We start from the raw sequence: 25,190 nt of genomic DNA on the forward strand, positions 1-25,190 counted from the left end.
GTTTGTTGTGTCCTGAATTCAAAAAATGCCTTCAAATGTCCTAGAGTCAGGCCGAAATGAGAAGCGGTCAGTCTAGCAGGAACGAAAATAGCTACAGGGTTATTGATTCATGGTCAGGCTGGCTTTACATTCCCGTCTGGTGTGGTATACTAATACAGTTGAAAATCAAATACAAGGAGAAACTATGTCTCTTATCAAGCATAAAAAGGTTGAGCTGACCGAGCTTTTCTATGACCTGGTCTATGTCTATACCATCAGTCAGTTGACCTCCATCATCCACCATGCCCACCATGGCGTTCTTAGTCTGCAGTCGTTGTCCAGCTTCCTCATAGGGTTGATTATCTTTGTCAATTCCTGGATGGTACAGACGGTCTACACCAACCGGTTCGGCAGCAATAGCCTGCGCAACATCGTTTTCATGTTTCTGCAGATGATCTGCCTTTTGGTCTCGTCTAGGGCTGTAGCCGGAGACTGGCAGGAAAATTTTGTCTGGATTGTTCTGCCTGTGGCCCTGATTTCCAGCCTCTTGCTGATCCAGTATATCGTGGAGTATGTTCTGGCTGACAAGGCCTCGGACCGCAGTCTGATCCGGCAGTTCTTTTATATTCTGGGGCTTCGCTCGGCCAGCCTCTTTCTGGCTCTGCTCTTTCCATATCATATCGGTCTTTGGGTAGCAGTGATTGGAATTTTGGTGACCTGGATTCTGCCCGGCTTTCTCAATAATCCCAATCGCGGCTTTGTCTCAGCTGACCTCAGTCCCATCAATTTTCCTCATTTGATTGAGCGGCTGTCGCTTCTGGTCATTATCACTTTTGGGGAGATGCTGATTGGGATTTCCGAGCATTTCAGCAGTGAAGCTTTCTCCCTCCTGTCTGTCCTTATTTTCCTCATCGTGACCAATCTCTTTATGATTTATATCGTTGAGATTGACCATTTGCTGGATGTTAATAGAGAGGAGATGGGGATTCGGGCTATCTATCTTCATTATCCGATTTTCTTTGGCCTCAGCTTTATTACGGTTTCTCTAAGCTTCTTTGGAAATTCAGAGATGAACCTTTTTTTCTCGACGATTTATTTTTATGCCGGACTGGCCCTTTTTATGTCTGGCCTTCTGCCCCACAATCCTTATAATAAGCTGGAACGCAGGTTCTCAATGAGGTTTCTGCTTATAGAGACGGCGCTTCCGATTCTAGGCCTGGCAGCCAGTCTGATTTTCTTTTCTGCCCATGCTCTGGCAACGGTCGGACTGGCTTTCTTGGTTACAGCGGCAATGATGGTTTATTTTGTCCGTTTTAATCTGACTGGCAAAGCCTAACCCTAAAAAGAGACAGTTTGCGGCTGTTTCTTTTTCTGCTGTCGGCGTGTTTTTTTCGTGGTTAGAAAAATAGCTCCCTTCTAATTGACAAAGGAAAAACAATTTTTCTTTATTTTGAAAAAAGGCTGGAAAAATGCTATAATGAATAAGATATGCAAACTGTGTTTGCAAAACTGTAATTCGACTTGGTTTTCCAAGGACCGTTAGTAAAAAAACTCCGTCAGGCAGGACCGCAGCCCAGAACCGTGGCCGCAGGATGGATCCCTGCAGGGAGCATGCGACTTTGAGCAGCATCTGATTGGCTTGCGGAGTTGCTTAGAAAAATTTAAAATCATCAGAGGAGAAATCATGAGCAAAAGCAAGATTAAACTGATTGCTTTAGGCGGCGTGCGTGAGAATGGGAAAAATCTCTACGTTGCCGAAGTGGACAATTCCATTTTTGTATTGGATGCTGGGCTGAAATACCCGGAAAATGAGCAGCTGGGAGTGGACTATGTCGTTCCCAATATGGACTATCTGGTTGAAAACAAGAAGCGGATTGCCGGTGTCTTTCTGACCCATGGGCATGCGGACGCTATCGGAGCCCTGCCGCATCTTTTGGCGGATGCCAGAGTGCCGGTTTTCGGATCAGAGTTAACGATTGAGCTGGCTAAGCTCTTTGTCAAAAACCACGATGCAGTCAAAAAATTCAATGATTTCCATGTCATTGATGAAAATACGGAGATTGAGTTCGGCAAGACCGTCGTCTCCTTTTTCCGCACGACCCACTCCATCCCGGAGAGTCTGGGCATTGTCATCAAGACCCGAAAGGGCAATATCGTTTATACCGGCGATTTCAAGTTTGACCAGTCAGCCAGCGAGTCCTATGCGACAGACTTTGGCCGCCTGGCTGAGATTGGCCGCGAAGGAGTGCTGGCCCTGCTCAGCGACTCAGCCAATGCGGACAGCACCGTTCAGGTGGCCAGTGAGAGCGAGGTCGGCAGGGAGATTGAAGATACGATTTCTGACTGGGACGGCCGGGTTATCGTGGCTGCAGTTGCCAGCAATCTGTCACGGATTCAGCAGGTTTTTGATGCTGCGGCTGCAACTGGGCGTCGGGTCGTTCTGACTGGTTTTGATATTGAAAATATTGTCCGTACAGCCATTCGGCTCAAGAAGCTGTCCTTGGTGGACGAACGTCTGTTAATCAAGCCCAAGGAAATGGCTAAGTTTGAAGACCATGAGCTGATTATTCTGGAAACTGGCCGGATGGGTGAGCCGATCAATGGTCTGCGCAAGATGTCCATCGGCCGTCACCGCTATGTGGAAATCAAGGAAGGCGACTTGATTTATATCGTGACCACGCCGTCCGTTGCCAAGGAAGCGGTGGTAGCCCGGGTGGAAAACATGATTTACCAGGCGGGCGGTATTGTCAAGCTGATTACGCAGAGCCTGCGGGTGTCCGGTCATGGCAATGCGCGCGATCTGCAGCTCCTGCTCAATCTGCTCAAGCCAGACTATCTTTTTCCTATTCAGGGAGAGTACCGGGAGCTGGACGCTCATGCTAAGGCGGCTATGGAAATCGGCATTCTGCCAGAAAATATCTTTATTCCCAAACGCGGCAGTGTCATGGAATACGACAAGGGCGACTTTGTCCCTGCTGGGGCAGTGGCGGCCGGCGATGTCATGATTGACGGCAATGCTATTGGTGATGTGGGCAATATCGTGCTGCGCGACCGCAAGGTCCTGTCAGAGGATGGCATTTTCATCGTGGCTTTGACGGTCAACCGCAAGGAAAAGAAGATTATTTCCAAGGCCAAGGTCCACACCCGCGGATTTGTCTATGTCAAGAAGAGCCGAGACATTCTGCGGGAAAGCACAGACATTATCAATAAGGCGGTGGAAGACTATCTGGCTCAGGACGGCTTTGACTGGGGCGAGCTCAAGGGAGCGGTCCGAGACAGTCTGGCTAAGTATCTCTTTGACCAAACCAAGCGCCGTCCGGCTATCTTACCGGTCGTCATGGAAGTGCGGTAAAAATCTGAACACAAATACAGGAAAAGTCGGGCTTCGGCTTTTTCTTGTCAGGAAGAGACGAAGGAGAAATGCGAATGGCAGTGATGAAAATTGAGTATTATTCTGAGGTTTTGGAGATGGAATGGGGCGTCAATGTCCTCTATCCGGACGCAGTTCGTGTGGACAGGCCGGACGACAAGGACATTCCTGTCCTGTACCTGCTTCATGGTATGAACGGCAATCACAACAGCTGGCTCAAACGTTCTCATATCGAGCGTTTGGTGCGCTCTACCAACCTGATTGTCGTTATGCCCAATACCAGCAACGGTTGGTACACCGATACCCAGTATGGCTATGACTACTACCAAGCCATCGCTGAGGAGCTGCCTCGGGTGCTTAAGCGCTTTTTTCCCAATATGTCAGATAAGCGGGAGAAGAATTTCATTGCGGGTCTTTCCATGGGCGGTTATGGCGCTTTTATGCTGGCTCTGAAGAGTGACCGCTTCTCGTATGCGGCCAGTCTTTCTGGCGCTCTGAGCTTTCATGACAGCCATCCAGATGATACGGAGCTGGCAAGGCCGGCCTATTGGCGGGGCATCTTCGGAGAGTTGGAAGACTGGACCAGCAGCCCCTATTCGCTGGAGAGCTTGGCCAAGCAGTCTGACAAAAAGACGAAGCTTTGGGCTTGGTGCGGGGAGGAAGATTTCCTCTATACGGCCAATAACCATGCGGTGAAAAATCTGCAGCAGTTAGGACTCGACATCACTTACAGCCACAGTCCGGGCAAGCATGAATGGTATTACTGGGAAAAGCAGATGGAGCGGGTTCTGGCATGGCTGCCGATTGACTTTCAGCTGGAAGAGCGCCTGCCGTAAAATAGGCTGTAAAGTCATATACTGCCCTCAGAGTATGATATAATGATTACGTTTGAAAATCGGAGTGGGATTGATTTCCCAAAATGCAAATAGGAGAATGGAACTTTGACAAAAGCGATTCGAGTGCGCTATGCACCAAGTCCGACTGGACTCTTACACATCGGAAATGCGCGGACTGCGCTCTTTAACTACCTCTATGCCCGTCATCATGGCGGGACCTTCATTATCCGGATCGAGGATACAGACCGCAAGCGCCATGTGGAAGATGGCGAGCGCTCACAGCTGGAAAATCTGTGCTGGCTGGGCATGGACTGGGACGAAAGTCCAGAGACCCATGCAAACTACCGTCAGTCTGAGCGGCTGGAACTGTACCAGAAATATATCGATCAGCTCTTAGCAGAAGGCAAGGCCTACAAGTCCTATGTGACCGAGGAAGAGCTGGCAGCGGAGCGGGAACGCCAGGAAGCAGCCGGGGAAACTCCGCGCTATATCAATGAATTTCTGGGCATGACTGAGGCTGAAAAAGCAGCCTATATCGCAGAGCGGGAGGCAGCCGGTATCGTGCCGACCGTACGCTTGGCTGTCAATGAAGCCGGCATTTATAAGTGGCAGGACATGGTCAAGGGTGAGATCGAGTTTGAGGGCGGCAATATCGGCGGTGACTGGGTTATCCAGAAGAAAGACGGCTATCCGACCTATAACTTTGCTGTGGTGGTAGATGACCATGAGATGCAGATTTCCCACGTTATCCGCGGGGATGACCATATCGCCAATACACCGAAGCAGCTCATGGTCTATGAAGCTCTGGGCTGGGAAGCACCGGCATTTGGCCACATGACCCTGATCGTCAACAGCGAAACCGGCAAGAAGCTGTCCAAGCGGGACACCAATACCCTGCAGTTTATCGAGGACTACCGCAAGAAGGGCTATCTGCCGGAAGCAGTCTTTAACTTCATTGCGCTGCTGGGCTGGAATCCCGGCGGCGAAGACGAGATTTTCTCCCGTCAGGAGCTGATTGAGCTCTTTGATGAAAACCGCCTGAGCAAGTCGCCTGCTGCCTTTGACCAGAAGAAGCTGGACTGGATGAGCAATGACTACATCAAAAATGCAGATTTTGAGACCATTTTTGCTCTGGCTAAGCCTTATCTGGAAGCAGCCGGCCGTCTGACGGACAAGGCTGAAAAGCTGGTGCAGCTCTACCAGCCGCAGATGAAGTCGGTGGACGAGATCGTGCCTCTGACCGACCTCTTCTTTGCAGACTTCCCAGAGCTGACCGAGGCTGAAAAAGAAGTCATGGCCGGTGAAACGGTACCGACAGTGCTGACGGCCTTCAAGGAGAAGCTGGAAGCCATGTCTGAAGAGGACTTCAAGTCCGAAAACATCTTCCCGCAGATTAAGGCAGTCCAAAAAGAGACCGGCATCAAGGGCAAGAACCTCTTTATGCCCATTCGGATTGCTGTATCCGGCGAAATGCACGGGCCGGAACTGCCGGACACCATTTACTTATTAGGGCGTCAAAAATCTATCCAGCATCTTGAGAATATGCTGAAGAAGATTGCTGACAATAGATAAGGAGATAAGCATCAAGAGAGCTGGCGGCTGCCGGCTCTCTTTTTATGCGGTGTCTTCCAAAAAGACAGGTCCCTCTGTGGATGAGGGTACAGACATCATGGGAGTCTGATTCGCCGCCAGAAAGGGAGATGGCTCCCAACTTTGGTCCAGTCTGGTGGCTGTTGGAAGCGAAAGTTAAAAAAACAAGCTGTAACATTTGACATTACATCAAAATGGCGTATAATGGTAGTTGTAATATAAATAGTTACATTTAAAAAATAAAGCAAAAGGAGAAAAGAAAATGGCAACTATTACAATTTTTGGTCAAGGAAATATGGGGCAGGCGATTGCCGGCGTCTTTCAAGCAGGAGGTCACAGCGTTGATTTTGCTGGCAAGGAAGGGCCGAGAGGGGAACTAGGGCAGGTGGTTGTCTTAGCGGTCCCTTATGGGGCAGTGGCAGGGATTGTCACGGCTAATAAGGAAGCTCTGAAAGGAAAAATAATCGTAGACATCTCAAATCCTGTCAATTTTGAAACCATGGATGAACTGCTGGTTCCAGCTGGAACATCAGCAGCAGAAGAGCTGGCCAAACTGCTTCCGGAGGCACGGATTGTGAAAGCTTTTAATACCAACTTTGCTGCAACATTGGCCAGTCAAAAAGTGGCAGAAGAAGTGCCGGCCGTCGTAGAGCTGGCTTCAGATGATGAGGAAGCCAAGGGGCACTTGGCAGCCTATATCCAAGCAGGGGGCTTGCAGACGGTAGATGCCGGTGCTCTCAAACGAGCCCGTGAGCTAGAAGCAATGGGATTTCTTCAAATTACTCTTGCGATGCGTGAAGAAATCAGCTGGACCGCTGGTTTCGCCCTAATGAAATGAGGAAAAAGCTCTGGCTGAATCTTTTATTCTTTCAGTGTCTGCTTGACAGGGGACAGTTCCATCAGTCCATAATGAAGAGTCAGTTTTTGCTGGCTTTTTTGTGTGCCTGTCGGTATGCAAACATGTGAATAAAAATTGATAAAACGTTTTTATTTCAATAAATATCAATTTCCTCTTGACATTCGTATTTCCATGCAGTAGAATGTTTAAAAATAAAAAGTAGTAGAAGGATTGAGGTAATCGCATGGTTAAAGAAAAAGTCATTCTAGCATATTCGGGTGGATTGGACACCTCGGTAGCCATTACTTGGCTGGATAAGGACTATGATGTCATAGCAGTCTGTATGGATGTGGGTGAGGGAAATGATTTGGATTTCATTCACGACAAAGCCTTAAAAGTCGGAGCGATTGAGTCGCACGTTATTGATGTTAAGGACGAATTTGCAGAAAACTATGTTTTAGTTGCTCTGCAGGGACACACCTTCTACGAACAAAAATATCCTCTTGTGTCCGCCCTCAGCCGACCGCTCATCTCAAAGAAACTGGTAGAAATTGCCCATCAGACCGGAGCGACGACCATTGCTCACGGCTGCACCGGCAAAGGCAATGATCAGGTCCGTTTTGAAGTGGCTATTGCTTCGCTTGACCCTAAGCTCAAAGTGATTGCCCCAGTGCGGGAATGGAAGTGGTCCCGGGAAGAAGAAATTAACTATGCGAAGGCAAACGGTGTGCCCATCCCGGCGGATCTGGACAGCCCTTACTCGGTAGACCAGAATCTCTGGGGCCGGGCCAATGAATGCGGCGTTTTGGAAAATCCCTGGAATGAGGCTCCGGAAGATGCCTATGACCTGACGGTTGCTCCGGAAGCCGCTCCGGACAGTCCGGAATACGTTGATATTGAATTTAAGGCCGGCGTTCCGGTTGCCCTTGACGGCCAAGAGCTGAAATTAGCAGACTTGATTTTGGAGCTCAATGATTTGGCCGGCAAACACGGTGTCGGCAGGATTGACCATGTGGAGAACCGTCTGGTGGGCATCAAGTCGCGGGAAGTTTACGAATGTCCCGGGGCAGTGACCCTGCTTGCAGCCCACAAGGAGATTGAAGATTTGACTCTGGTCAGGGAATTGGCGCATTTCAAGCCGATTGTTGAAAATGAACTGTCCAATCTCATCTACAACGGTCTTTGGTTTAACCCGGCAACAGAGGCACTGATTGCCTATCTCAAGTCGACCCAGCAGGTCGTCAACGGCACAGCCAGAGTCAAGCTGTATAAGGGCTCGGCCACTGTGGTCGCCCGCAAGTCGGACAATTCTCTCTATGATGAGAGCCTGGCGACCTACACCAGCGCAGATACCTTTGATCAGGATGCAGCGATCGGCTTTATCAAGCTGTGGGGGCTGCCGTCTAAGGTTCACGCAGAGGTTCAGGCTCACAAGGACAAATAGAAAGGGGCTTTCCTATGGCAAACCATAAATTATGGGGCGGCCGTTTTGAAGCCGCTTTGGAGAGCTGGGTGGAGGAATTCGGTGCCAGTATTTCCTTTGACTATCAGCTGGCTCCTTATGATTTGAAAGGCAGTCTGGCCCATGTCCAGATGCTGGGAGCTCAGGGCATTATTGAGCCGGAGGAAGCAGCGGCCATTCGGGCTGGTCTGGAAAAACTGCTGGAGCGCTACCAAGCCGGAGCGATTGCCTTTGATGTGACCAATGAAGATATTCATATGAATATGGAGGCCCTGCTGACGGAGGAAATCGGGCCGGTGGCCGGCAAGCTTCATACAGCCCGCTCCCGCAATGATCAGGTGGCAACGGATATGCACCTTTATCTCAAGGACCAGCTGGGACAGATAGGGGAGAAGCTTCTGCATCTGCGGGAGGTGCTGCTGGCCTTGGCTGAGGAGCATGTCGAGACCATTATGCCGGGCTATACCCATCTGCAGCATGCACAGCCCATCAGCTTTGCCCATCATCTGCTGGCCTATTATCAGATGTTCAGCCGCGACAGTGAGCGCTATGCCTTTAATCTCAAGCATACAGACCTGTCTCCTCTGGGGGCGGCTGCTCTGGCCGGGACGACCTTTCCCATTGATCGGGAGCAGACAGCATCCTTAATGGGCTTTAGCGGTCTCTACCATAATTCGCTGGATGCGGTCAGCGACCGGGACTTTATCTTAGAGTTTCTGTCCAACAGCAGCATGCTCATGATGCATCTGTCCCGTCTCTGTGAGGAGCTGATTAACTGGTGCAGCTACGAATATGGCTTCGTCAGCCTGTCGGATACCTTCAGTACCGGCTCTTCCATCATGCCGCAGAAGAAAAATCCCGATATGGCTGAGCTGATTCGAGGCAAGACCGGCCGGGTCTACGGCCATCTCTTCAGCCTTCTGACAGTCATGAAATCCCTGCCCCTAGCCTACAATAAGGACTTGCAGGAAGACAAGGAAGGCATGTTTGACACCGTTGAGACCATTCAGAAGTCGCTGGACATCATGGCTGGTATGCTCTCCAGCATGACAGTCCATAAGGACAAGATGCTGCAATCGACTGAGAAGGATTTTTCAAATGCGACTGAGCTGGCTGACTATCTGGCTAAAAAAGGCCTGCCCTTCCGGGAGGCGCATGAGATTGTCGGCCGGCTGGTGCTGGAGTGCAGCAGGAGCGGCAGCTATCTGCAGGACCTTCCCTTTGCCCGCTATCAGGAAGTTTCGCCGCTGATTGAGGAAGATATTTATCAGGTGCTGCAGTCGCAGACGGCTGTGCGCAAGCGAAACTCCTTGGGCGGCACCGGCTTTGAGCAGATCCGACAGGAACTGGCCCGAGCCAAAAAAGATTTAAACAGCCAATAAAATATAGGAAACACCGTCAGAACTGCGGTGTTTTTTTGGTCAGAAAAACATGTAAATATGAGCAAAAACAGCGCCATGACAGCTCTTGTTGGCTTTTTGAGAAAATATGGTATAATAGAATTAATTTTGGTGGATGGAGTTGAGTTTTGAGAAAAAGCTATCGCGTCAAGAGTGAAAAAGATTTCAATGCGATTTTTAAAAAAGGACAGAATGTTGCCAATCGGAAATTTGTCGTTTATAAGCTGGAAAAGGATCAGAAGCATTTTCGTGTCGGGCTTTCTGTCAGCAAGAAACTGGGCAATGCTGTCGTCCGCAACCGCATTAAAAGGAAAATCCGCCATGTCTTGATGCAGTATCAGAAAGGCTTGCTTACAGCAGACTTCGTCGTCATTGCCCGCAAGGGTGTAGAAGATCTGGACTACCGCCAAATAGAACGAAATTTACTGCACGTATTGAAAATTGCAAATCTTTATCAGGAAGGACTCATGTGTGAAAAAGAAAAGTAAATTAGGAATCTTGCTGCTTGCTTCCCTGCTCTTTTTAACGGCCTGCGGGACCAGTCAAGTGACCTCCAGTTCAGAAGGCTTTTGGGAGCAGCTGGTTTATTTCTTTGCAAAGACCATTCAGTTTCTCTCTTTCAACGGCAGCACGGGTATCGGGATCATCCTCTTTACCGTGATTATCCGGACGGTGCTGCTGCCGGTCTTCCAGTTTCAGACCACTTCCACGCGCAAGATGCAGGAAGTTCAGCCTCGTATCAAGCAGCTTCAGGAAAAATATCCTGGCAAAGATATGGAGAGCCGGACGGCTTTAAACGATGAGACACAGCAGCTTTACAAGGAGATGGGCATCAATCCTTTTGCCTCCTTTATCCCCCTCTTCATTCAGATGCCGGTGCTTTTGGCTCTCTTTCAGGCCCTGACCCGGGTGGAATTTTTAAAGACCGGCCACTTCCTCTGGCTCAATCTCGGCCAAACAGATCCGACTTTTATTCTGCCGGTTTTGGCGGCTCTCTTTACCTTTCTCAGCACTTGGCTGTCCAATAAGGCCCTGCCTGAGAAAAACGGCAGTATGACCTTTATGCTCTATTTTATGCCGGTCATGATTTTCTTCTTTGCGGTGTATGCTGCAAGCGGTGTGGCCCTCTACTGGGCAGTTTCCAATGCCTATCAGGTGGGACAGACCCTGCTGCTGAGCAATCCGTTCAAGATGATTGCCGAGCGGGAAGCCAAGGAACGGGCAGAACGCCAGCTGGAGCAGAAAAAGAAACGTGCTCTGAAAAAGGCACAGAAAAAGAAAAAGTAAGAAGGAGGACTCTTGCAGATGGTTATCTTTACAGGAGCAAGTGTTGAAGAAGCAATTCAAAATGGATTAAAAACGTTGGATATTCCGCGTATGCGGGCGCATATCACGGTGATTTCCCGTGAGAAAAAAGGGTTCTTAGGACTCTTTGGCAAAAAACCGGCTCAGGTGGATGTGGAGCCCATTGCAGAGACGACCGTTGTCAAGGCCAACCAAAAGGCTGTCAAGGGAGTCCCTGAGGAGATCAATGCTCAGAACGAGCCGGTGCAGACGGTCAGCGAAGCTACGGTGGATCTGGGGCGCGTGGTAGCGGCTATCAAGAAGGTAGAGGGCGAAGGCGAAGTGATTTCCGAGGAAGTCAAGGCCAAAATCCTCAAAAATGATCAGCAGGCCAATACGATTTTGGAAGAGACGGGGACCATTGATCTCCTGAAAACCAGCCGGGCTATTGAAGAAACTGCCGAGGAGGAAAAGGCAGACAAGGTCATTGCTTTTGACCGTGCTGCCAAGAGCCGAACGGCTGCAGAATCAGGGGAATCTTCCTTTTCTGATCTGGGCATTCAGGTTGAAGAAAACTATCATATCGAAGAAGTGGTGGACAGTGTCACGGACTATGTGCAGAAGATTGTTGACGAAATGGACGTTGAGGCCAGCATTTCCAGCAGCCATAACCGCCGGACCATCAATATGCAGATTGATACCAATGAACCAGGCCGGGTCATTGGCTATCACGGAAAAGTCCTGAAAGCTCTGCAGCTCTTGGCTCAGAACTACCTCTACAATCAATATTCCAAGAGTTTTTATATCTCTATCAATGTCAATGATTATGTAGAGCATCGGGCAGAAGTCCTGCAAAGCTATGCTCAGAAGCTGGCCCAGCGTGCTCTGGAAGAACGCCGCAGCCAGCAGACTGACCCCATGTCCAACAGCGAGCGCAAGATTATTCACCGGATTATCTCGCGGATTGACGGTGTCACCAGCTACTCTGAAGGCGACGAGCCCAACCGCTATGTGGTTGTGGATGTTGACAGTGAATAAAGAGAAGGCCAGCAGAGATGCTGGTTTTTGCATATTGAAAGGAGTTCCTATGTCGCTTTTTCCAGCTATTCAAGATTTTTTATCTTATCAAGGAAGTAAGTATCGTTCACCGGATAAGGCCGGTCAACTGCGGGAGGCCATGCTAGAGCTCAAGGTCAAGGGGCAGGCGGCCCGCCGGGAGTTTGCGGACCTAGTCAAGGATTTTCAGGCTCTCTACCCTAAGCTGAGTCTGGAGCGGACCAGCAACTGGATGAATCAGGCCCAGGTCTTGCGGTCGCATTTCTGGAACTACCTGAGAGGATACGGAGAGCTGTCCGAGCCCATGTTTGCCCTGCGTTTATATGGCAATCCAGAGGATTTCGGTGTCTCCTTGGAGGTCAGCTTTATAGAGCGCAAGAAGGATGAGACCAGTCTGGACAAGCAGAACCAGGTCTTGGAAGTGCCTATTGAGGAGCCGGCCTATTATTTTGCCCAGATAGAGGGTGTCAGCCAGCGGTTGAAAGGAAGCGAAGAAAATCGCCAGCAGCTGCTTGGTCAGATTCAGGATGGCACCGTCCGCAAGGTCTTGGTCAAGTATGATGTGAATCTGTCTCAGGCCGTTTCCAGAGATCAGGTTTTGGCAAATCTGCAGGAAGCTATGGAAGCGCTCATCCCCTTTTATGAAGCTACTCGAACTTTGTGATAACGTTCCCAAATAGAAACTTATTTTCAGTGGCTATTGACAAAAGAGGGATAATCAGATAGAATAATACAGTATGTTTAGTAACTGATCACACTAGCCGGCTAAACGAATACAAGAATCTAAGAGGAGGTATTCATCGTGAAACGTACTTATCAACCAAGTAAAATCCGTCGTGCGCGTAAACATGGTTTCCGCCACCGTATGTCTACTAAAAACGGTCGTCGCGTATTGGCAGCCCGCCGTCGTAAAGGACGCAAAGTTTTGGCAGCCTAATCCAAACGATTGATCAAGAAACCAGCGGAGACTCGAGACCGCTGGTTTTTTTGTATTAACTTTATGGGTAAAATTCAATAGACTGGCAAAAAAGTTCCTCTTTTTGTCCAGTGTCTTTATTTATGACTTCTACATACCAGTCTCCTTTGTGGCTATATAGTTTGATAAATTGAACTTGAAGAGACTGCTGTTCATACTTAATTGGAAAAAATTCTTCCTGCCTGTGCAATAAAATATCAAGAATTATTCGCAACTGAGAGTTGTTGATTGTCTTTCTGACTTCTGGTTGAAGGATTTTCTCAATTTTTGTGATCTTGCTTAACTGCTGTTCTGAAATCGAGTTTTCAAATTTTTCTTTTAATTTTTGCAGGTCAATATCAAAAGGACACATATTGTAGTTTTCCAGAGTTAGCATGGAAAAATACAAGGCAGAAATTTCATCTATGGAGAAAATAATAGGAGATAACAAGTCGTTGCTAAGAATTTTATAACTGCCATTCCGGCCTAAGTCAGAATAAATAGGAATTCCCAGCGTTTCAAGGCTGGCAATATCACGAAGGGCAGTGCTTTTTGAAATATGATATCGATTCATAATATCTTTTAGATTGAATTGTCTTTTCTTATTGAGGAAAATAAGCATATCGTTAATTCTTTGAGATTTATTCATGAGAAACTCCATATTTTTATTAAATGGTTTCAAAAAATGATACCTTTTTATATTATACTAGTTTTAGAGAAAATAATAAAGGAGTCAAATATGAATCAATATTTTAAGACCTTATTGGCAGAACAGACAGAAATGGCTCTAGCTACTTCTGTAAAGGATATCCCAAATGTAAGAATTGTCAATTTTTACTATGATGAGGAGACAAAGAAATTGTTCTTTATCTCATTTAAAAATAGTCATAAAATCCAAGAGCTGGCAATCAATAATCGTATTGCTCTTACAACAGTCCCGAAAGGTGATGGGAGGTATGTCCGGATTCAAGGAAGAGTCAAAGAAAGCCAGCTTTCTATTGAGGATATAAGAAGCGTTTTTATCCAGAAGTATCCTTATTATCAGGATATTATTGAGCAACATAGCAACTCCTTGCAACTTTTCGAAGTATCTTTTTCTGACGCCTTCTTGGTTTTAGAAAATAATCAAGTTGAGAAAATCAAACTATAAGGAGAAAATAGATGGTTCAGACAAAAAGATGCGATTGGGCTGAAAATAGTGAGCTTGAGAGAAATTATCATGATCATGACTGGGGGCGACCTGTGCATGACGAGCATAAACTCTTTAAAATGTTGATTTTAGAAGGTCAGCAGGCGGGCTTGAGCTGGCAAACAATCTTAGCTAAAATGGAGGCAATGACGGAGGCTTATGAAAACTTCAATCCTGAAATAGTCTCCAACTATGACGAGCAAAAGATTGAAGAATTGCTTAGTGATCAAAGAGTGATACGAAATAGGCTGAAAATAAAGGCAGTTATAAAAAATGCTAAAGCCTATTTAAAATTAAAAGAAGAATATGGTAGTTTGGATTCTTATATTTGGTCTTTTGTAAAGAATGAACCGATTGTCAATTCATGGTCCAGTATTGAAGAGGTACCCGCTCGAACAGATCTATCTGATAAAATTAGCAAAGAACTCAAAAAGAAAGGTTTTTCTTTTGTTGGTTCTACGACCATATATGCCTTTATGCAGTCAATTGGCATGGTCAATGATCATTTGCTGACGTGTGATTTTAGGCTATAATTATTTTTCCTTTGAATTAGAAAGGTGAGCGGTCTATTATCGAATGCCGGTAAATGATATAAAAAAGAGAATAAAACCAGAAAGAAACTGATTTTCTTTCTAGTTTTTAGTGTATAGTTAAGCACAGTTGCTTATTTTGCCACTGGTAAAAGCATTGGATAAAGATAGCAAAGCAAGGTAAAGCTTATCAGGGCGTAAAAGATACCGATGCGAATAGCTTGGATAGGTTTGTAGAAACGAATCAGGGTCAGCAGGCACCAGACTAAGAGAACTAGGATGAACCATGCTGAAATCAAGCGCAGCGGTGTTGGTCCGTAGAGATAGATGTAGATGCCAAATAATTTCCAGCCAGCTAGCAAGGCCAGCAGACCCGTAAAGATAAAGAGAATAGTAGCTGCGAATCGCGTCCCTTTCTGGTCCCAGAGCGGTTTTTTGGCAATCAGATAGAAGACACCTAGGACCGCAAAGTTAAGGATAGAGACCCGAACCAGCTGCCAGAAGCCAGCTACGGCAACAGTCGAAGCATTCTGCGGAGAAATAGCCTGAGCTACTGTTCCGGCGCTTAGGAGCTGGCCGAGCTCACCCAGACCCGTCAGGAAGAAGAGTGCATAGGTCAGGCAGAGGCTGCCGATGATAATGTAGGCTGCGAAAGCAGGGGCTACCCGCAAAGGGCGGATATTTGCTTGAAATTTTTTGTAGCTAAGTTTAGTATCTTTTTTGCCTAACAGACTGCCAGCTAGGAGGCCGTACAAGTACAGACTGACAGGGACAGCCAGGCAGGCCTTGAAGAGAATCATGCTGCTATCAAGACTTGAAAAGAGGGAGTCAAGTAGATTCTCAATGAAATCAGCGGTATTGCTGAAGAAGGAGGCAAAGCTGTCTGAAACCTGACTTAGCTGGGACCAGACAAAGTAGACCAAAATTCCTGCAACAAAGAGGCTGCTGACTATAATCGCGAGCTGTTGAGCTTTCTTTGAAGACAGACTGTCAGAACTGTCGGAAGAGTCCTGCTGCTTGCCTTCTATAAAGACTAGAATAGCAGCAATGAAATTTTTAAAGGGCAGGATGCAGAAGGCTTGAATGGTGTCAAACCAGACCAGAATCCCCAAACGTCCCTGGCTTAACCAGCCGGTACGTGACAGAATATAGAAGGCGAATGAGATGTGGATGGCCAGAAATTGAAAAAATTCTAGCTGGCGATGAAGTCCCCAGAGACTTAAAGCTAGGGCTTGAGCTAGCGTCATGATCAGAAAGCTTCTAGCCTCTAATCTGCTGTCAAGATTTTTTATCTGCAGTGATGGATAGGCCAATTTCCTGATTAAGGCTTCGCTTAATAATATAAGACCGATTGCAAAAGGGAAAAAGGATGCAGTTTGATAATTAAAAAATACAGCAGAGTAAAAGTAGGTTAAGAGATATAGGATTAGATAGCTGATTTTAAAGAATCGCAGTTGCTTGTCCTCTAGGCCTGTGAAGATGGTCTGTCGTTCTGCTTCTGCGGGCAGACAAGGCTGGACATTCATCTGTTCTGGTGCTGGATATTCCATAATTATTTCTCCTCCTCATCAGGGATATACTCCAAAATGTCGCCAGGCTGGCAGTCTAGTTCACGGCAGAGAGCGTTGAGTGTTGAGAAGCGGACAGCCTTGGCTCGATTATTTTTTAGGATAGATAGATTGGCTGGTGTTAGGTTAATCAACTCTGCTAAACGGCTAGCGCTGATGCGCTTTTGCGCCATGACAAGGTCTAAATTTATCTGAATCATAAGACCTCCTAAATAGTGTAGTCCACTTGATCCTGCAGCTCAATGGCCTTGCCAAAGGCATTGCGGATGACACGAATAATCAGGGTCAAGATACTGCAAGAAACAGTGACCAAGAGCATGGGCAAATAGGCTGTCAGTCCCATAAAGAGGGAGATAAGAGCGACAGTGCCGACTTCCCAGCCAAGATAGCGCATGTACTGAACATTTTGTGTGATAAAGACCTGATTTTTACCGATGCGGCTAAGGAGCCGATAGAGATGGACAATGCAGGCCAGCGCTAGGCAGCCTAGGACATAGCCAAACAGCAGCAAGATCCAAAAGCGTGTCTCTCCTTGAAAGAAAGGAGAGGGAAATTCAATAACTAGGTTGACGACCCAAGGTCCTAGGGCTATCAGGATAATGGAAGCAATAAATAAAAGGCTGATACTGATTTTTGTAAGAGTGATGCTCGTATCTTCAGCAGTCTTTTTCAGTTTGTCTGTCATAATTTCCTCCGACTAACGTTTCATTTCTTAGTAACTATAACACGAATATTATCGATAATCAATAAGAAAATATCGAAAAAAGGTAAAATCAGTCTTAAGGACTAGATGAAAGTTTCTAAAAATCTCTTATTTTATAGAGATGGATTTCTTGTCAGGAGATGAACAGAGCAGAAGGGGATGAATATTTTGCCTGATTTTTGGTATAATGAAAAACAAGAAATGTATACTCTTTTCGGTCAGAGACGGAGTATATGTAAGGAGGGAAGAATCTGTGGGCGTAAAGCTTGTTCATTATCATAGTAAGTTATATGAATTTCTCATGGTGCCTGCCATCGTTTCAAGGGATAATAAACATATGTGGAAGGATTTACGACAGAATCAAAAGGAGCTGCTTCTTGATGTACAGCCGCACTATGATAAGCTCTATCAGGATTTACTACCTTTGAAAAGCGAGCTTATTGCGATTAGTTTGTTTGAAGGAGCTACGGTGGGACTGGCTCCGCTCCTCTACCTCTACTTGCTAGAGAAAGGAGAAGAGCCGGCCAATTTGCATGACTTGTTAGAATGTTTGAAAAAACTAGACACAGAGCAAATCATCTATTGCTTATCGCTTAAGCTTTCTGCTGGAGAAGTTGCCGAACGACATCCTGAAGAGCTGTTGGCTTTTATAGAGAATAGTGACAAGTCTCCGGAAAATAAATGGTACTGGTACCAAGCTATTCAGCATCCAGAGAAGCTTCGGGATCAATTAGTTTCCTTGCTGGAAAGAGTGTTTGAGCTTTATCAGCCTATTTATGAGCAGTTTGAGCAGGAAGTTCTAGCTTTTGAACAAGAATTTAGCCTATCTGATGTGATGGATGATGAAGAGCAGAACGCTAAGCTTCTTGAAAAGGACACACAAGTCTTTGTTCTGTCACCCATGTTTATTGACTCTTTTCTCGAAAAGGTTCCTGATTTCACTTCCTATTCCTTAGTCCTTTCGACGAGAAGTTCCCAGTTATCAAAGGCGGAATCGGAGCTTAACGATGAAACATTGGCTCTGAGCTTAAAAACTCTTGGTGATGAAACCCGCTATAAAGTCTTGATTGAATTGATTCAGCCGCATGCCAAGAATAAAGATATAGCTAAAAAACTGGGGCTTACAAGAGCCTCTATCTCCTTTCATACGCAGAAACTCTTAAACTCTGGCTTGCTGGAGCTTGCCGTGGGCGAAGATGCGGTTAAATACACGGTCAATAAAGAACTGATTCAAAAAATTATAGAGAAGTTCAAACAGGACCTAACATAGTTTCAGAAGACCTAGATTCATTCTAGGTCTTCTTTTTGTAAAACAACAATCTAACAAAAATTTGACAATCGATTAATTAATTGTTATAATTTGTTAAACAAAAATCTAACAAGAGTAAAGGAGATGCCGTATGATTGTTTTTGCAAAAAACAAAAATTTTCGCCAGTTGCTCATCAATCAATGGATTTCAGGTTTTGGAGACATTGTTTTTTATTTGGCTTTGATGAACTATGTTTCCGCCTATTCCTTTGCTCCACTTGCGGTTTTATTGATTTCTCTTTCTGAAACGCTACCTCAGTTAATTCAAGTTTTTACTGGAGTTGCGGCGGACTTTCAGAAGAATCGCATCCGCAAGTGCCTGCTGATACAGCTCGGCAAGGTGATTTTATATGGTTTGGTGATGCTTATGCTGCTGAGGCAGAATTTTTCCCTTGTCGCTTTGCTTGTGATCTGTCTGGTTAATTTCCTGTCGGACAGCATGAGTTATTTTTCAGGTGCCATGCTGACCCCAGTTTATGTAAAGGTGATTAAGCAAGATATGACCTCTGCAATGGGCTTTCGGCAGGCTAGTATGAGTTTGGTTCATATTTTGGGGAATCTAGCTGGCGGTTTTCTCATTGCTTGGATGAGTATTGGAGCTTTGACAGGACTAAATGCTCTGACATTCTTGCTAGCTTACCTTGGGTTTTGGCATATTAGTAAAAGCTTACAGGACTTAGAACCGGAGTTCAGCAGTGCCAAGGAGCTAAATAGAGAAAATTATTGGCAGCATTTATTGAATTCTCTTAAAGTCTTGCTGGGATTGAAAAACGTTGTGAGGTTGTTATTGGTTTCAACCTTTGGGCAGGTCACTCTGAACATTCTGACGCCAGTAGCGACTCTTTTATTGCTGAAAAGGCCTTTTTGGAATCTGCAGGTCGGTCAGTCCATTGCCGTGTTAATTGTTCTAAGTTCCGCTGGTCTGATCTTAGGAAATATTTTGAGTGGCGGTTTGCTGAAAAAACTTTCGACTAAGCTTGCTATGTATAGTAGCCAAGTATGTGAAGGTTTTATTCTTTGCGGTTTTTTCTGGCAAAACTTTTTACTTGTCCTGATAGCGAGCTTTGCTTGCTCAGTTACAGTCGGTCTGCTGAGTCCTAGATTGCAGAAATCTGTATTCAGTATGATTCCAGAAGAAGCAATGGGAGCCATCCAGTCGGCTATTAATCTATTTAGTATGGCTGTTCCGAGTGTTTTATCCATGCTGTTAATAGCTCTTGCCAGCAGTTTGGGGGTTATTTATATTCTCCTCCCGCTTGTGTTAATGCTGGCACTGTCTTTCTACTTGATTATTCCAATGAAGAACTTGAAGGCAGATTCGGATAGCTGTTGAATGGCAGCTGTCTTATTTTTCTGCTTTGAAGAGACTTCTGATTTTTCAGGTCATTTTTGGTATAATAAAGGACAGGAAATACAAGGAAGTAAACCATGAGGATTTTTGATACACACACGCATTTGAATGTGGAAGAATTTGCCGGCCGGGAGGCGGAAGAGCTGGAACTGGCTGCAGAGATGGGAGTGGTCCTGCACAATGTGGTGGGCTTTGACCGGCCGACCATCGAGCGGGCCTTGGAGCTGGCGGACCGCTATGACCAGCTCTATGCCACCCTGGGCTGGCATCCGACTGAGGCTGGCAGCTATGATGACCAGGTTGAAAGCTATCTGCTGGATAAGCTTCGCCATCCTAAGGTGGTGGCGCTGGGCGAGATTGGGCTGGATTATCACTGGATGACAGCGCCCAAGGAAGTGCAGGAGCGGGTTTTCCGCCGGCAGATTCAGCTGTCGAAAGAGCTGGATCTGCCCTTTGTGGTTCATACCCGCGATGCTTTGGAAGACACCTATGCGGTGATCAAGAGCGAGGGCGTCGGACCTCGCGGCGGCATCATGCACTCTTACTCAGGCTCTTTGGAAATGGCAGAGCGCTTTGTCGAGCTGGGCATGAGCATTTCCTTTTCTGGTGTGGTGACTTTTAAAAAGGCGGCCGATATTCAGGAAGCAGCGAGCCAGCTGCCGCTGGATAAGATACTGGTCGAGACGGATGCGCCCTATCTGGCACCGGTGCCCAAGCGTGGCCGCGAAAATAAGACGGCCTATACCCGCTATGTGGTGGAGAAAATTGCAGAGCTCCGCGGTTTGACCGTGGAAGAAACAGCGCAGGCAACTTATGCTAATGCAAAGAAGGTGTTTGGCCTTGACTGAGAAAATAAAGATTTCGGAAGTTCTGGTCGTTGAAGGCAAGGACGACACGGCCAATCTCCGCCGTTTCTATGAGGTGGATACTTACGAGACCCGGGGTTCTGCCATCAATGAAGAGGATTTGGAGCGGATTGACAAGCTCAATGCCCTGCGGGGGGTCATTGTCTTTACCGATCCCGACTACAATGGCGAGCGCATCCGCCGGATTATTATGGAGGCGGTGCCGACGGCCAAACATGCCTTTCTCAGGCGAGGGGAGGCAGCGCCCAAGTCCAAGAGCAAGGGCCGCTCACTGGGTGTAGAACACGCTTCTTTTGAAGACCTGCAGGCAGCCCTGAGCGGAGTGGTCGGCCATTTTGACGATGAGGAAAATTTTGATATTAGCAAGAGCGACCTGCTGCGGCTGGGCCTGCTCATGGCTTCTGACAGCCGCCAGCGCCGGGAATTTCTGGGCGAGGAACTCCGCATCGGCTATTCCAACGGCAAGCAGCTGCTCAAGCGGCTGGAGCTCTTTGGAGTGACCTTGGCAGAGGTGGAAGCGGCCATGTCTGCCTACCCTCAGGAAGGGAGATGAGAGCATGCAAGAAGGCTTGATTGAAAATGCGGTCTTTTATCTGCAGAATCCCTCTGCTGAAAAAGGGACGGATCAAGCGGTCATAAGCGAAAACGATGAGGAAATTCCGGATTTTTGGTATTTTCTCTGGGATCAAGAGAGTCTGGAGGCAGCCATTGATATGTGGCGGCTGGGAGGAGAGCTTCTCCAGCACGGGCATCTTGACCGCTTTGATTCGCTGGATCAGAAGCAGGCTTTTGAGCTCCGGCTTCCCTATGAAAAGGCCCTGCAGAATGCCCAAAGGCATCGGAACTTTATCAGAGAGCACTTTCCTGATGCTGTCAGTGATTATGATGTCTTTGTCCAGTTGGTTGAGCTCAATGGCAGAGCGGATGATGTGTGCTGTTTTGACCTGTCTGACCTGCTTTATCTGGAGGAGGACTTTGAGCCAGCCATGCAGGAAATCAGGGCGAAATTTAAAACCCTGGACCAAAATCTGCAGCCGGGCTCGGATCAGTTTCGGATGACAGAGGATTTGAAGCTTTACGCGACAGGCGATATGGTGATTTATGCTGTCGGAGATGAGCGGAAAGTCACAGAGGCAGCATTTTCCTCTCAGCACCTGAACGTGCTGGAAAGGGGAGACAGGGACAGGGAGGCAGAGAAGGCGGACCAGATGATTGGACAAAGTTCATCAGACGGGCAAGGCCTGGCCATCGTCATATTGCTGGTACTGCTTGTGGGGCTGCTGTTTGCCCTTGGTATCATTCATTTTTGATAGAAAGCGTGATTGTCATGAAAAAAGCCCTTATTACAGGCGGCAACAGCGGGATTGGCTATCAGGCCGTCAAACAATTAGCGGAGAAAGGCTGGCAGGTGACCATGCTTTGCCGGAGAAAAGAGGCGGCGGAGCGGGCCTGTCAGGAAATTATCCAGCAAACAGGCCATCCTCATGTGAGCTATCTGCTGGCTGATCTTGCCGATATGGAGAGCATCCGGCAGGCGGTCAGCCGCTACAGGCAGGAGCAGCAGACCTTGGATGTCTTGATAAACAATGCGGCGGATTTTGACTTATCGGTCAAGGAGCCCATCATCACCAAAGACGGGCTGGAAAAGCAGTTTGCGACCAATGTGGCAGCGCCTTTTCTGCTCTCGCAGCTTCTCAGAGATTTGCTGGAGCAGTCTGAGGACGGCCGGATTCTCAATATTTCCTCTCAGGGACTGATGCTCTATCCCTTCCTCAAGCTGGATTTTGATAATTTAAAGGGACAAAAGCATTACAGTCCTGCCCAGACTTACTATCAGAACAAGCTGGCCCTTCTGATGCTTTCGCTCTATCTGCGCAGGCAGTGGACAGCCATCAAGATTCAGGCTGTCCGTGTGACTAATGTCAAGGTGGATATGAGGCGCTATGCCCATCTCAAAGTTTTGGCAAGGAAGCTCTATAAAATCAAATCCAAGTTTTCCATCAGCCCTGAGCAAATGGCAAGAGTTTATACAATGCTAGCCACAGAGGACGGCTATGAAGGCTTTCTTTACAATGAAAAATGCCGAGAGGTCAAGGCCAATTCCTTTGCCTATCAGGAGGCGGAGCAGGAAAAACTCTGTGAACTGTTAGAGCAGCTGACTTCCAAATAAAAAATTAGAAAAGAGACAACATGCGTATCGCAGACTACAGTGTGACCCGGGCCGTGCTGGAGCGCCACGGGTTTACCTTTAAAAAATCTTTCGGTCAGAATTTCCTGACTGACACCAATATTCTCCAGAAAATTGTGGGTACGGCTGAGATTGATGAGCAGGTCAATGTCATCGAAATCGGGCCCGGTATTGGAGCCTTGACCGAGTTTTTAGCAGAGAGAGCGGCCGAGGTCATGGCCTTTGAGATTGATGAGCGGCTGGTGCCGATTTTGGCCGATACCCTGCGGGATTTTGACAATGTTCAGGTGGTCAATCAGGACATTCTCAAGGTGGATCTGGCTCAGTACATAGCTGAGTTTAAAAATCCTGATCTGCCCATCAAGGTGGTGGCCAACCTGCCCTACTATATCACGACGCCTATCCTCATGCACCTGATTGAGAGCGGCATTCCTTTCAGTGAGTTTGTCGTTATGATGCAGAAGGAAGTAGCCGACCGGATTTCGGCCCAGCCCAAGACCAAGGCCTACGGCAGCCTGTCCATTGCGGTTCAGTATTATATGACGGCCAAGATCGCTTTTGTCGTGCCGCGAACCGTCTTTGTCCCTGCGCCCAATGTGGACTCGGCCATTCTCAAGATGGTGCGGCGGGAGCAGCCGGCTGTTGAGGTGAGTGACGAGAAATTTTTCTTTAAGGTGGCCAAGGCTAGCTTTGCCCACCGCCGCAAAACCCTCTGGAATAACCTGACCAGTGCTTTTGGCAAGTCAGAAGAGACCAAGGCTCAGCTGACAGCAGCCTTGGAAGCTGCTCAGCTGTCTCCCAGCGTCCGCGGAGAAGCGCTGGATTTGGAAGAATTTGCCCGCTTGGCGGCTGGTCTTTTGGCGGCCGGACTGAAATAGGAATACCCTTTTAGTTGGATTTGTCTCCAGCTAAGAGGGTGTTTTTTCTTTTAGGAAAAAACAGAATAAAAAATTTCTTATTTGAGAAAATCGCGAAAAGAGAAAAATAGATGGTAGACTAAGGGTGGTTAGACGATTTAGTCTAGTCATACTCTTTGAAAATCTCTTCAAACTAAATCAGCCATTCCAGTGCAATCTGCGGCTGATTTGTGCAGGAGTCAGAGAAAGCCTTCTGGGATTTTTCGGGATACGGCAGCAGGTACTGCCGCGGTGTCCGCTCCTGCTCATACTCAATGAAAATCGAAATCAGGCGAGGCAGTGAGACGCTCAAAAGCTCCGGTGGGATTTTTGAGGCTGCGGACAGGCTCTTTGGCGCAAACTGCCTTTGCTCGGTCTGCAACTTCCAACAGCTATTCTGACTCTTGGTGCTGCCAAAGGTTGCTTTTGATTTTTGAGGAGTAGGCGTTTGCTGCTGATGTTCTTTGAGTATTACTATATCGCCATTTAGTTTGTCTTTTATTCCGTCGTTAACTGGCCTTGCTTTAACAGTCCTAAAAGCAAACTAAAAGACTATAACACAATAAAAGGAGAAGAATCATGGCTAAAGTTTCATTGTCACCAGAAGAACTTATTGCACAGGCGGGGGTCTATTCAAGAGCCCGCGACCAAATCGATGCAGCAATCAAGGCTGTTCAGGGAGCAAATGGCGAAATGCAGTCACACTGGGAAGGCAGCGCCTTTAATTCTTATCTGCAGCAGTATGATCAGCTGCAAAGCGAAGTAGTGAAGTTTGAAGAGCTGCTGACCTCCATCAATCAGCAGCTGAAGAGCTATGCCAACACAGTGTCTCAGCGCGATGCAGCGGATGCCAGCAGCTTTGGCTTGCATTAGGATTCTAAGAATAGAGGGCTGGGATGATGTCCTGGTCCTCTTTCTTTAATGGCTCCAACAGCCTTTCGGGCTGTTGGAGGCTGCAGCTAAAGAAAACAGGTGTCCAGCAGCCGGGGGTTCATCAAAGAGGCTGGCCTTGCCATCTTTGATTTTCAAAAAACGATCACAGAAAGGAGTGCAGAAATGGCCGATACTTCAGCAGCTCATTATCAACATTTAGCAAGTCAGGCATCCACAAGCTATCATCAGGCGATGTCTCAGAAAGCTGCGGTTGATGCACAAATTTCTCGCTTAGAAACCGCCAAAACAAACCTAAAGAAAGAAATCAATCATTTCCAAAGCGATGTGATTGGCAAAATGTCTAAGATTGAAGGAGAGGATTCCTCACAATTCAAGGGCGAACGTAAAAATAAATACACGGAACAGCAAGCTTTGGTCAGTTCCGCGGCATCGAAAAATAAAAGCAGCCATGACAGTAATTTGTCCAGTATTGCAGCAAAAATTGCGGAATTGCAGAGTCAGTCTGCCAGTCTGCAGTCTGCAGCCAGCACAGCTTATAACCAGATGGTCTCTTATCAGGCCTCTGCTCAAGCAGCCAATACAGAATAGAGAGGGAAGCGGATGGTAAAGACAGGTACAGATTATGCAGCATGGCAATCGCTTTTGGGCTCCACCAGAAGCCTCTGTGATGGGCTGGAGGCCCTAAATATAGACGATTTGCAGTTTTCATCGACAGACCTGAAGCCGTTCACTGGCTTTATCGCTGCGATTGCCCATTTTAACAATAGCAAAAGAAGCTATATGCGCTATCTTTTCGATGATTTGGACAATATGGACACGGTAGGGCTAAATAAGGCAAAGGATGACCGCAGGCAGGCTGAGGCTAGAGGGTATAAGATGCAGTAGTATTTTCGCCCTTCTTCAAACTGGATTCCATTCTTTCAATT

At 47.1% G+C, this 25,190-nt stretch carries 28 protein-coding genes; 24 read left to right on the forward strand and 4 right to left on the reverse strand.

What is annotated here, in order from left to right; all coding sequences use genetic code 11:
- The first annotated feature begins 184 nt into the window (after positions 1-184).
- The 12 genes from DHL47_RS10580 to rpmH all read left to right on the forward strand — a co-directional run bounded on the left by DHL47_RS10580 (position 185) and on the right by rpmH (position 12,752).
- Positions 185-1,315 carry a low temperature requirement protein A gene (locus DHL47_RS10580; protein WP_209551857.1) on the forward strand — a complete coding sequence of 377 codons (1,131 nt, stop codon included), beginning with the start codon at positions 185-187 and terminating at the stop codon, positions 1,313-1,315.
- Positions 1,316-1,663: 348 nt separating this feature from the next.
- Complete coding sequence (locus DHL47_RS10585; RefSeq protein ID WP_128834838.1) at positions 1,664-3,331, forward strand: ribonuclease J; 1,668 nt, start codon at positions 1,664-1,666, stop codon at positions 3,329-3,331.
- Positions 3,332-3,405: 74 nt separating this feature from the next.
- The gene (locus tag DHL47_RS10590; protein WP_209551858.1) at positions 3,406-4,185 is read left to right on the forward strand and encodes an alpha/beta hydrolase; all 780 of its coding nucleotides are present in this window, start codon (positions 3,406-3,408) and stop codon (positions 4,183-4,185) included.
- 105 nt (positions 4,186-4,290) lie between these two features.
- A complete protein-coding gene (gene gltX, locus DHL47_RS10595) occupies positions 4,291-5,757 on the forward strand; it encodes a glutamate--tRNA ligase (protein ID WP_209551859.1) in 1,467 nt (488 codons plus the stop codon).
- 280 nt (positions 5,758-6,037) lie between these two features.
- Entirely contained in the window at positions 6,038-6,613 is a 576-nt protein-coding gene (locus tag DHL47_RS10600) for an NADPH-dependent F420 reductase (RefSeq protein ID WP_128834832.1), read from the forward strand.
- A 244-nt stretch (positions 6,614-6,857) separates the two neighbouring features.
- A complete protein-coding gene (locus DHL47_RS10605) occupies positions 6,858-8,057 on the forward strand; it encodes an argininosuccinate synthase (protein WP_128834830.1) in 1,200 nt (399 codons plus the stop codon).
- Positions 8,058-8,071: 14 nt separating this feature from the next.
- Entirely contained in the window at positions 8,072-9,457 is a 1,386-nt protein-coding gene (gene argH / locus DHL47_RS10610) for an argininosuccinate lyase (protein ID WP_209551860.1), read from the forward strand.
- 146 nt (positions 9,458-9,603) lie between these two features.
- Positions 9,604-9,963: a ribonuclease P protein component gene (gene rnpA / locus DHL47_RS10615; RefSeq protein WP_128834826.1), complete on the forward strand. Its 360-nt coding sequence runs from the start codon at positions 9,604-9,606 to the stop codon at positions 9,961-9,963.
- Positions 9,947-10,762 carry a YidC/Oxa1 family membrane protein insertase gene (locus tag DHL47_RS10620; protein WP_209551861.1) on the forward strand — a complete coding sequence of 272 codons (816 nt, stop codon included), beginning with the start codon at positions 9,947-9,949 and terminating at the stop codon, positions 10,760-10,762. The genes rnpA and DHL47_RS10620 overlap by 17 nt, the downstream gene beginning before the upstream one ends.
- Before the next feature lie 18 nt (positions 10,763-10,780).
- A complete protein-coding gene (gene jag, locus DHL47_RS10625; protein WP_128834821.1) occupies positions 10,781-11,797 on the forward strand; it encodes an RNA-binding cell elongation regulator Jag/EloR in 1,017 nt (338 codons plus the stop codon).
- 49 nt (positions 11,798-11,846) lie between these two features.
- Complete coding sequence (locus DHL47_RS10630) at positions 11,847-12,479, forward strand: ribonuclease P (protein ID WP_209551862.1); 633 nt, start codon at positions 11,847-11,849, stop codon at positions 12,477-12,479.
- 138 nt (positions 12,480-12,617) lie between these two features.
- Entirely contained in the window at positions 12,618-12,752 is a 135-nt protein-coding gene (rpmH, locus tag DHL47_RS10635; RefSeq protein ID WP_002893904.1) for a 50S ribosomal protein L34, read from the forward strand.
- A gap of 61 nt (positions 12,753-12,813) precedes the next feature.
- Here the strand turns inward: rpmH and DHL47_RS10640 are convergent, their stop codons facing one another.
- Complete coding sequence (locus DHL47_RS10640; RefSeq protein ID WP_128835338.1) at positions 12,814-13,431, reverse strand: helix-turn-helix transcriptional regulator; 618 nt, start codon at positions 13,429-13,431, stop codon at positions 12,814-12,816.
- Positions 13,432-13,455: 24 nt separating this feature from the next.
- On the opposite strand from DHL47_RS10640, the gene DHL47_RS10645 reads away from it, so the two are divergent.
- Positions 13,456-13,920: a pyridoxamine 5'-phosphate oxidase family protein gene (locus DHL47_RS10645; protein WP_209551863.1), complete on the forward strand. Its 465-nt coding sequence runs from the start codon at positions 13,456-13,458 to the stop codon at positions 13,918-13,920.
- An 11-nt stretch (positions 13,921-13,931) separates the two neighbouring features.
- Positions 13,932-14,492, forward strand: a complete 561-nt coding sequence (locus DHL47_RS10650) for a DNA-3-methyladenine glycosylase I (protein WP_209551864.1) — start codon at positions 13,932-13,934, stop codon at positions 14,490-14,492.
- A gap of 131 nt (positions 14,493-14,623) precedes the next feature.
- Here DHL47_RS10650 and DHL47_RS10655 read toward each other — a convergent pair whose 3' ends face one another.
- From DHL47_RS10655 to DHL47_RS10665, 3 genes are read right to left on the reverse strand one after another with little or no spacing between them, the layout of a single operon-like run.
- A complete protein-coding gene (locus DHL47_RS10655) occupies positions 14,624-16,039 on the reverse strand; it encodes a DUF4153 domain-containing protein (protein WP_209551865.1) in 1,416 nt (471 codons plus the stop codon).
- Between the two features lie 2 nt (positions 16,040-16,041).
- Positions 16,042-16,257, reverse strand: coding sequence for a helix-turn-helix domain-containing protein (locus DHL47_RS10660; RefSeq protein ID WP_209551866.1), 216 nt, complete (start codon positions 16,255-16,257; stop codon positions 16,042-16,044).
- An 8-nt stretch (positions 16,258-16,265) separates the two neighbouring features.
- Positions 16,266-16,742, reverse strand: a complete 477-nt coding sequence (locus DHL47_RS10665) for a DUF2975 domain-containing protein (protein WP_209551867.1) — start codon at positions 16,740-16,742, stop codon at positions 16,266-16,268.
- Between the two features lie 205 nt (positions 16,743-16,947).
- Between DHL47_RS10665 and DHL47_RS10670 the strand changes: the two genes are divergently transcribed.
- From DHL47_RS10670 to DHL47_RS10715, 10 genes are all read left to right on the forward strand, one after another.
- On the forward strand, positions 16,948-18,030 hold the full coding sequence (locus DHL47_RS10670; protein WP_209551868.1) for an ArsR/SmtB family transcription factor: 1,083 nt from the start codon (positions 16,948-16,950) through the stop codon (positions 18,028-18,030).
- A 130-nt stretch (positions 18,031-18,160) separates the two neighbouring features.
- A complete protein-coding gene (locus DHL47_RS10675) occupies positions 18,161-19,402 on the forward strand; it encodes an MFS transporter (RefSeq protein ID WP_209551869.1) in 1,242 nt (413 codons plus the stop codon).
- A 95-nt stretch (positions 19,403-19,497) separates the two neighbouring features.
- Positions 19,498-20,268, forward strand: coding sequence for a TatD family hydrolase (locus DHL47_RS10680; protein WP_209551870.1), 771 nt, complete (start codon positions 19,498-19,500; stop codon positions 20,266-20,268).
- Entirely contained in the window at positions 20,261-20,839 is a 579-nt protein-coding gene (gene rnmV / locus DHL47_RS10685) for a ribonuclease M5 (protein ID WP_420853847.1), read from the forward strand. Before DHL47_RS10680 ends, rnmV begins: the two co-directional genes overlap by 8 nt.
- 4 nt (positions 20,840-20,843) lie before the next feature.
- On the forward strand, positions 20,844-21,596 hold the full coding sequence (locus tag DHL47_RS10690) for a hypothetical protein (protein WP_209551871.1): 753 nt from the start codon (positions 20,844-20,846) through the stop codon (positions 21,594-21,596).
- A gap of 17 nt (positions 21,597-21,613) precedes the next feature.
- On the forward strand, positions 21,614-22,456 hold the full coding sequence (locus DHL47_RS10695; RefSeq protein WP_209551872.1) for an SDR family NAD(P)-dependent oxidoreductase: 843 nt from the start codon (positions 21,614-21,616) through the stop codon (positions 22,454-22,456).
- A gap of 20 nt (positions 22,457-22,476) precedes the next feature.
- A complete protein-coding gene (rsmA, locus tag DHL47_RS10700) occupies positions 22,477-23,352 on the forward strand; it encodes a 16S rRNA (adenine(1518)-N(6)/adenine(1519)-N(6))-dimethyltransferase RsmA (protein ID WP_209551873.1) in 876 nt (291 codons plus the stop codon).
- Between the two features lie 597 nt (positions 23,353-23,949).
- The gene (locus DHL47_RS10705; protein WP_128834794.1) at positions 23,950-24,243 is read left to right on the forward strand and encodes a WXG100 family type VII secretion target; all 294 of its coding nucleotides are present in this window, start codon (positions 23,950-23,952) and stop codon (positions 24,241-24,243) included.
- 183 nt (positions 24,244-24,426) lie between these two features.
- Positions 24,427-24,852 carry a DUF5082 domain-containing protein gene (locus DHL47_RS10710; RefSeq protein WP_209551874.1) on the forward strand — a complete coding sequence of 142 codons (426 nt, stop codon included), beginning with the start codon at positions 24,427-24,429 and terminating at the stop codon, positions 24,850-24,852.
- 12 nt (positions 24,853-24,864) lie between these two features.
- Positions 24,865-25,149 carry a hypothetical protein gene (locus DHL47_RS10715; protein WP_128834789.1) on the forward strand — a complete coding sequence of 95 codons (285 nt, stop codon included), beginning with the start codon at positions 24,865-24,867 and terminating at the stop codon, positions 25,147-25,149.
- Positions 25,150-25,190 lie beyond the last annotated feature (41 nt).

Origin of the sequence: Streptococcus panodentis, from assembly GCF_017884005.1 — a bacterium.
GTDB classification, from domain to species: domain Bacteria; phylum Bacillota; class Bacilli; order Lactobacillales; family Streptococcaceae; genus Streptococcus; species Streptococcus panodentis.

What these genes read in the sequence shown, in the direction of transcription:
- DHL47_RS10715 (WP_128834789.1), top strand. Translation starts at nt 24,865, where the DNA reads ATGGTAAAGACAGGTACAGATTATGCAGCATGGCAATCGCTTTTGGGC.
- DHL47_RS10590 (WP_209551858.1), top strand. Translation starts at nt 3,406, where the DNA reads ATGGCAGTGATGAAAATTGAGTATTATTCTGAGGTTTTGGAGATGGAA.
- DHL47_RS10660 (WP_209551866.1), bottom strand. Translation starts at nt 16,257, where the DNA reads ATGATTCAGATAAATTTAGACCTTGTCATGGCGCAAAAGCGCATCAGC.
- DHL47_RS10695 (WP_209551872.1), top strand. Translation starts at nt 21,614, where the DNA reads ATGAAAAAAGCCCTTATTACAGGCGGCAACAGCGGGATTGGCTATCAG.
- DHL47_RS10645 (WP_209551863.1), top strand. Translation starts at nt 13,456, where the DNA reads ATGATACCTTTTTATATTATACTAGTTTTAGAGAAAATAATAAAGGAG.
- DHL47_RS10630 (WP_209551862.1), top strand. Translation starts at nt 11,847, where the DNA reads ATGTCGCTTTTTCCAGCTATTCAAGATTTTTTATCTTATCAAGGAAGT.
- DHL47_RS10690 (WP_209551871.1), top strand. Translation starts at nt 20,844, where the DNA reads ATGCAAGAAGGCTTGATTGAAAATGCGGTCTTTTATCTGCAGAATCCC.
- DHL47_RS10705 (WP_128834794.1), top strand. Translation starts at nt 23,950, where the DNA reads ATGGCTAAAGTTTCATTGTCACCAGAAGAACTTATTGCACAGGCGGGG.
- DHL47_RS10585 (WP_128834838.1), top strand. Translation starts at nt 1,664, where the DNA reads ATGAGCAAAAGCAAGATTAAACTGATTGCTTTAGGCGGCGTGCGTGAG.
- DHL47_RS10655 (WP_209551865.1), bottom strand. Translation starts at nt 16,039, where the DNA reads ATGGAATATCCAGCACCAGAACAGATGAATGTCCAGCCTTGTCTGCCC.
- DHL47_RS10710 (WP_209551874.1), top strand. Translation starts at nt 24,427, where the DNA reads ATGGCCGATACTTCAGCAGCTCATTATCAACATTTAGCAAGTCAGGCA.
- DHL47_RS10605 (WP_128834830.1), top strand. Translation starts at nt 6,858, where the DNA reads ATGGTTAAAGAAAAAGTCATTCTAGCATATTCGGGTGGATTGGACACC.
- DHL47_RS10650 (WP_209551864.1), top strand. Translation starts at nt 13,932, where the DNA reads ATGGTTCAGACAAAAAGATGCGATTGGGCTGAAAATAGTGAGCTTGAG.
- DHL47_RS10670 (WP_209551868.1), top strand. Translation starts at nt 16,948, where the DNA reads ATGAAAAACAAGAAATGTATACTCTTTTCGGTCAGAGACGGAGTATAT.
- rsmA (WP_209551873.1), top strand. Translation starts at nt 22,477, where the DNA reads ATGCGTATCGCAGACTACAGTGTGACCCGGGCCGTGCTGGAGCGCCAC.
- DHL47_RS10680 (WP_209551870.1), top strand. Translation starts at nt 19,498, where the DNA reads ATGAGGATTTTTGATACACACACGCATTTGAATGTGGAAGAATTTGCC.
- DHL47_RS10640 (WP_128835338.1), bottom strand. Translation starts at nt 13,431, where the DNA reads ATGGAGTTTCTCATGAATAAATCTCAAAGAATTAACGATATGCTTATT.
- DHL47_RS10600 (WP_128834832.1), top strand. Translation starts at nt 6,038, where the DNA reads ATGGCAACTATTACAATTTTTGGTCAAGGAAATATGGGGCAGGCGATT.
- DHL47_RS10665 (WP_209551867.1), bottom strand. Translation starts at nt 16,742, where the DNA reads ATGACAGACAAACTGAAAAAGACTGCTGAAGATACGAGCATCACTCTT.
- jag (WP_128834821.1), top strand. Translation starts at nt 10,781, where the DNA reads ATGGTTATCTTTACAGGAGCAAGTGTTGAAGAAGCAATTCAAAATGGA.
- DHL47_RS10580 (WP_209551857.1), top strand. Translation starts at nt 185, where the DNA reads ATGTCTCTTATCAAGCATAAAAAGGTTGAGCTGACCGAGCTTTTCTAT.
- argH (WP_209551860.1), top strand. Translation starts at nt 8,072, where the DNA reads ATGGCAAACCATAAATTATGGGGCGGCCGTTTTGAAGCCGCTTTGGAG.
- DHL47_RS10675 (WP_209551869.1), top strand. Translation starts at nt 18,161, where the DNA reads ATGATTGTTTTTGCAAAAAACAAAAATTTTCGCCAGTTGCTCATCAAT.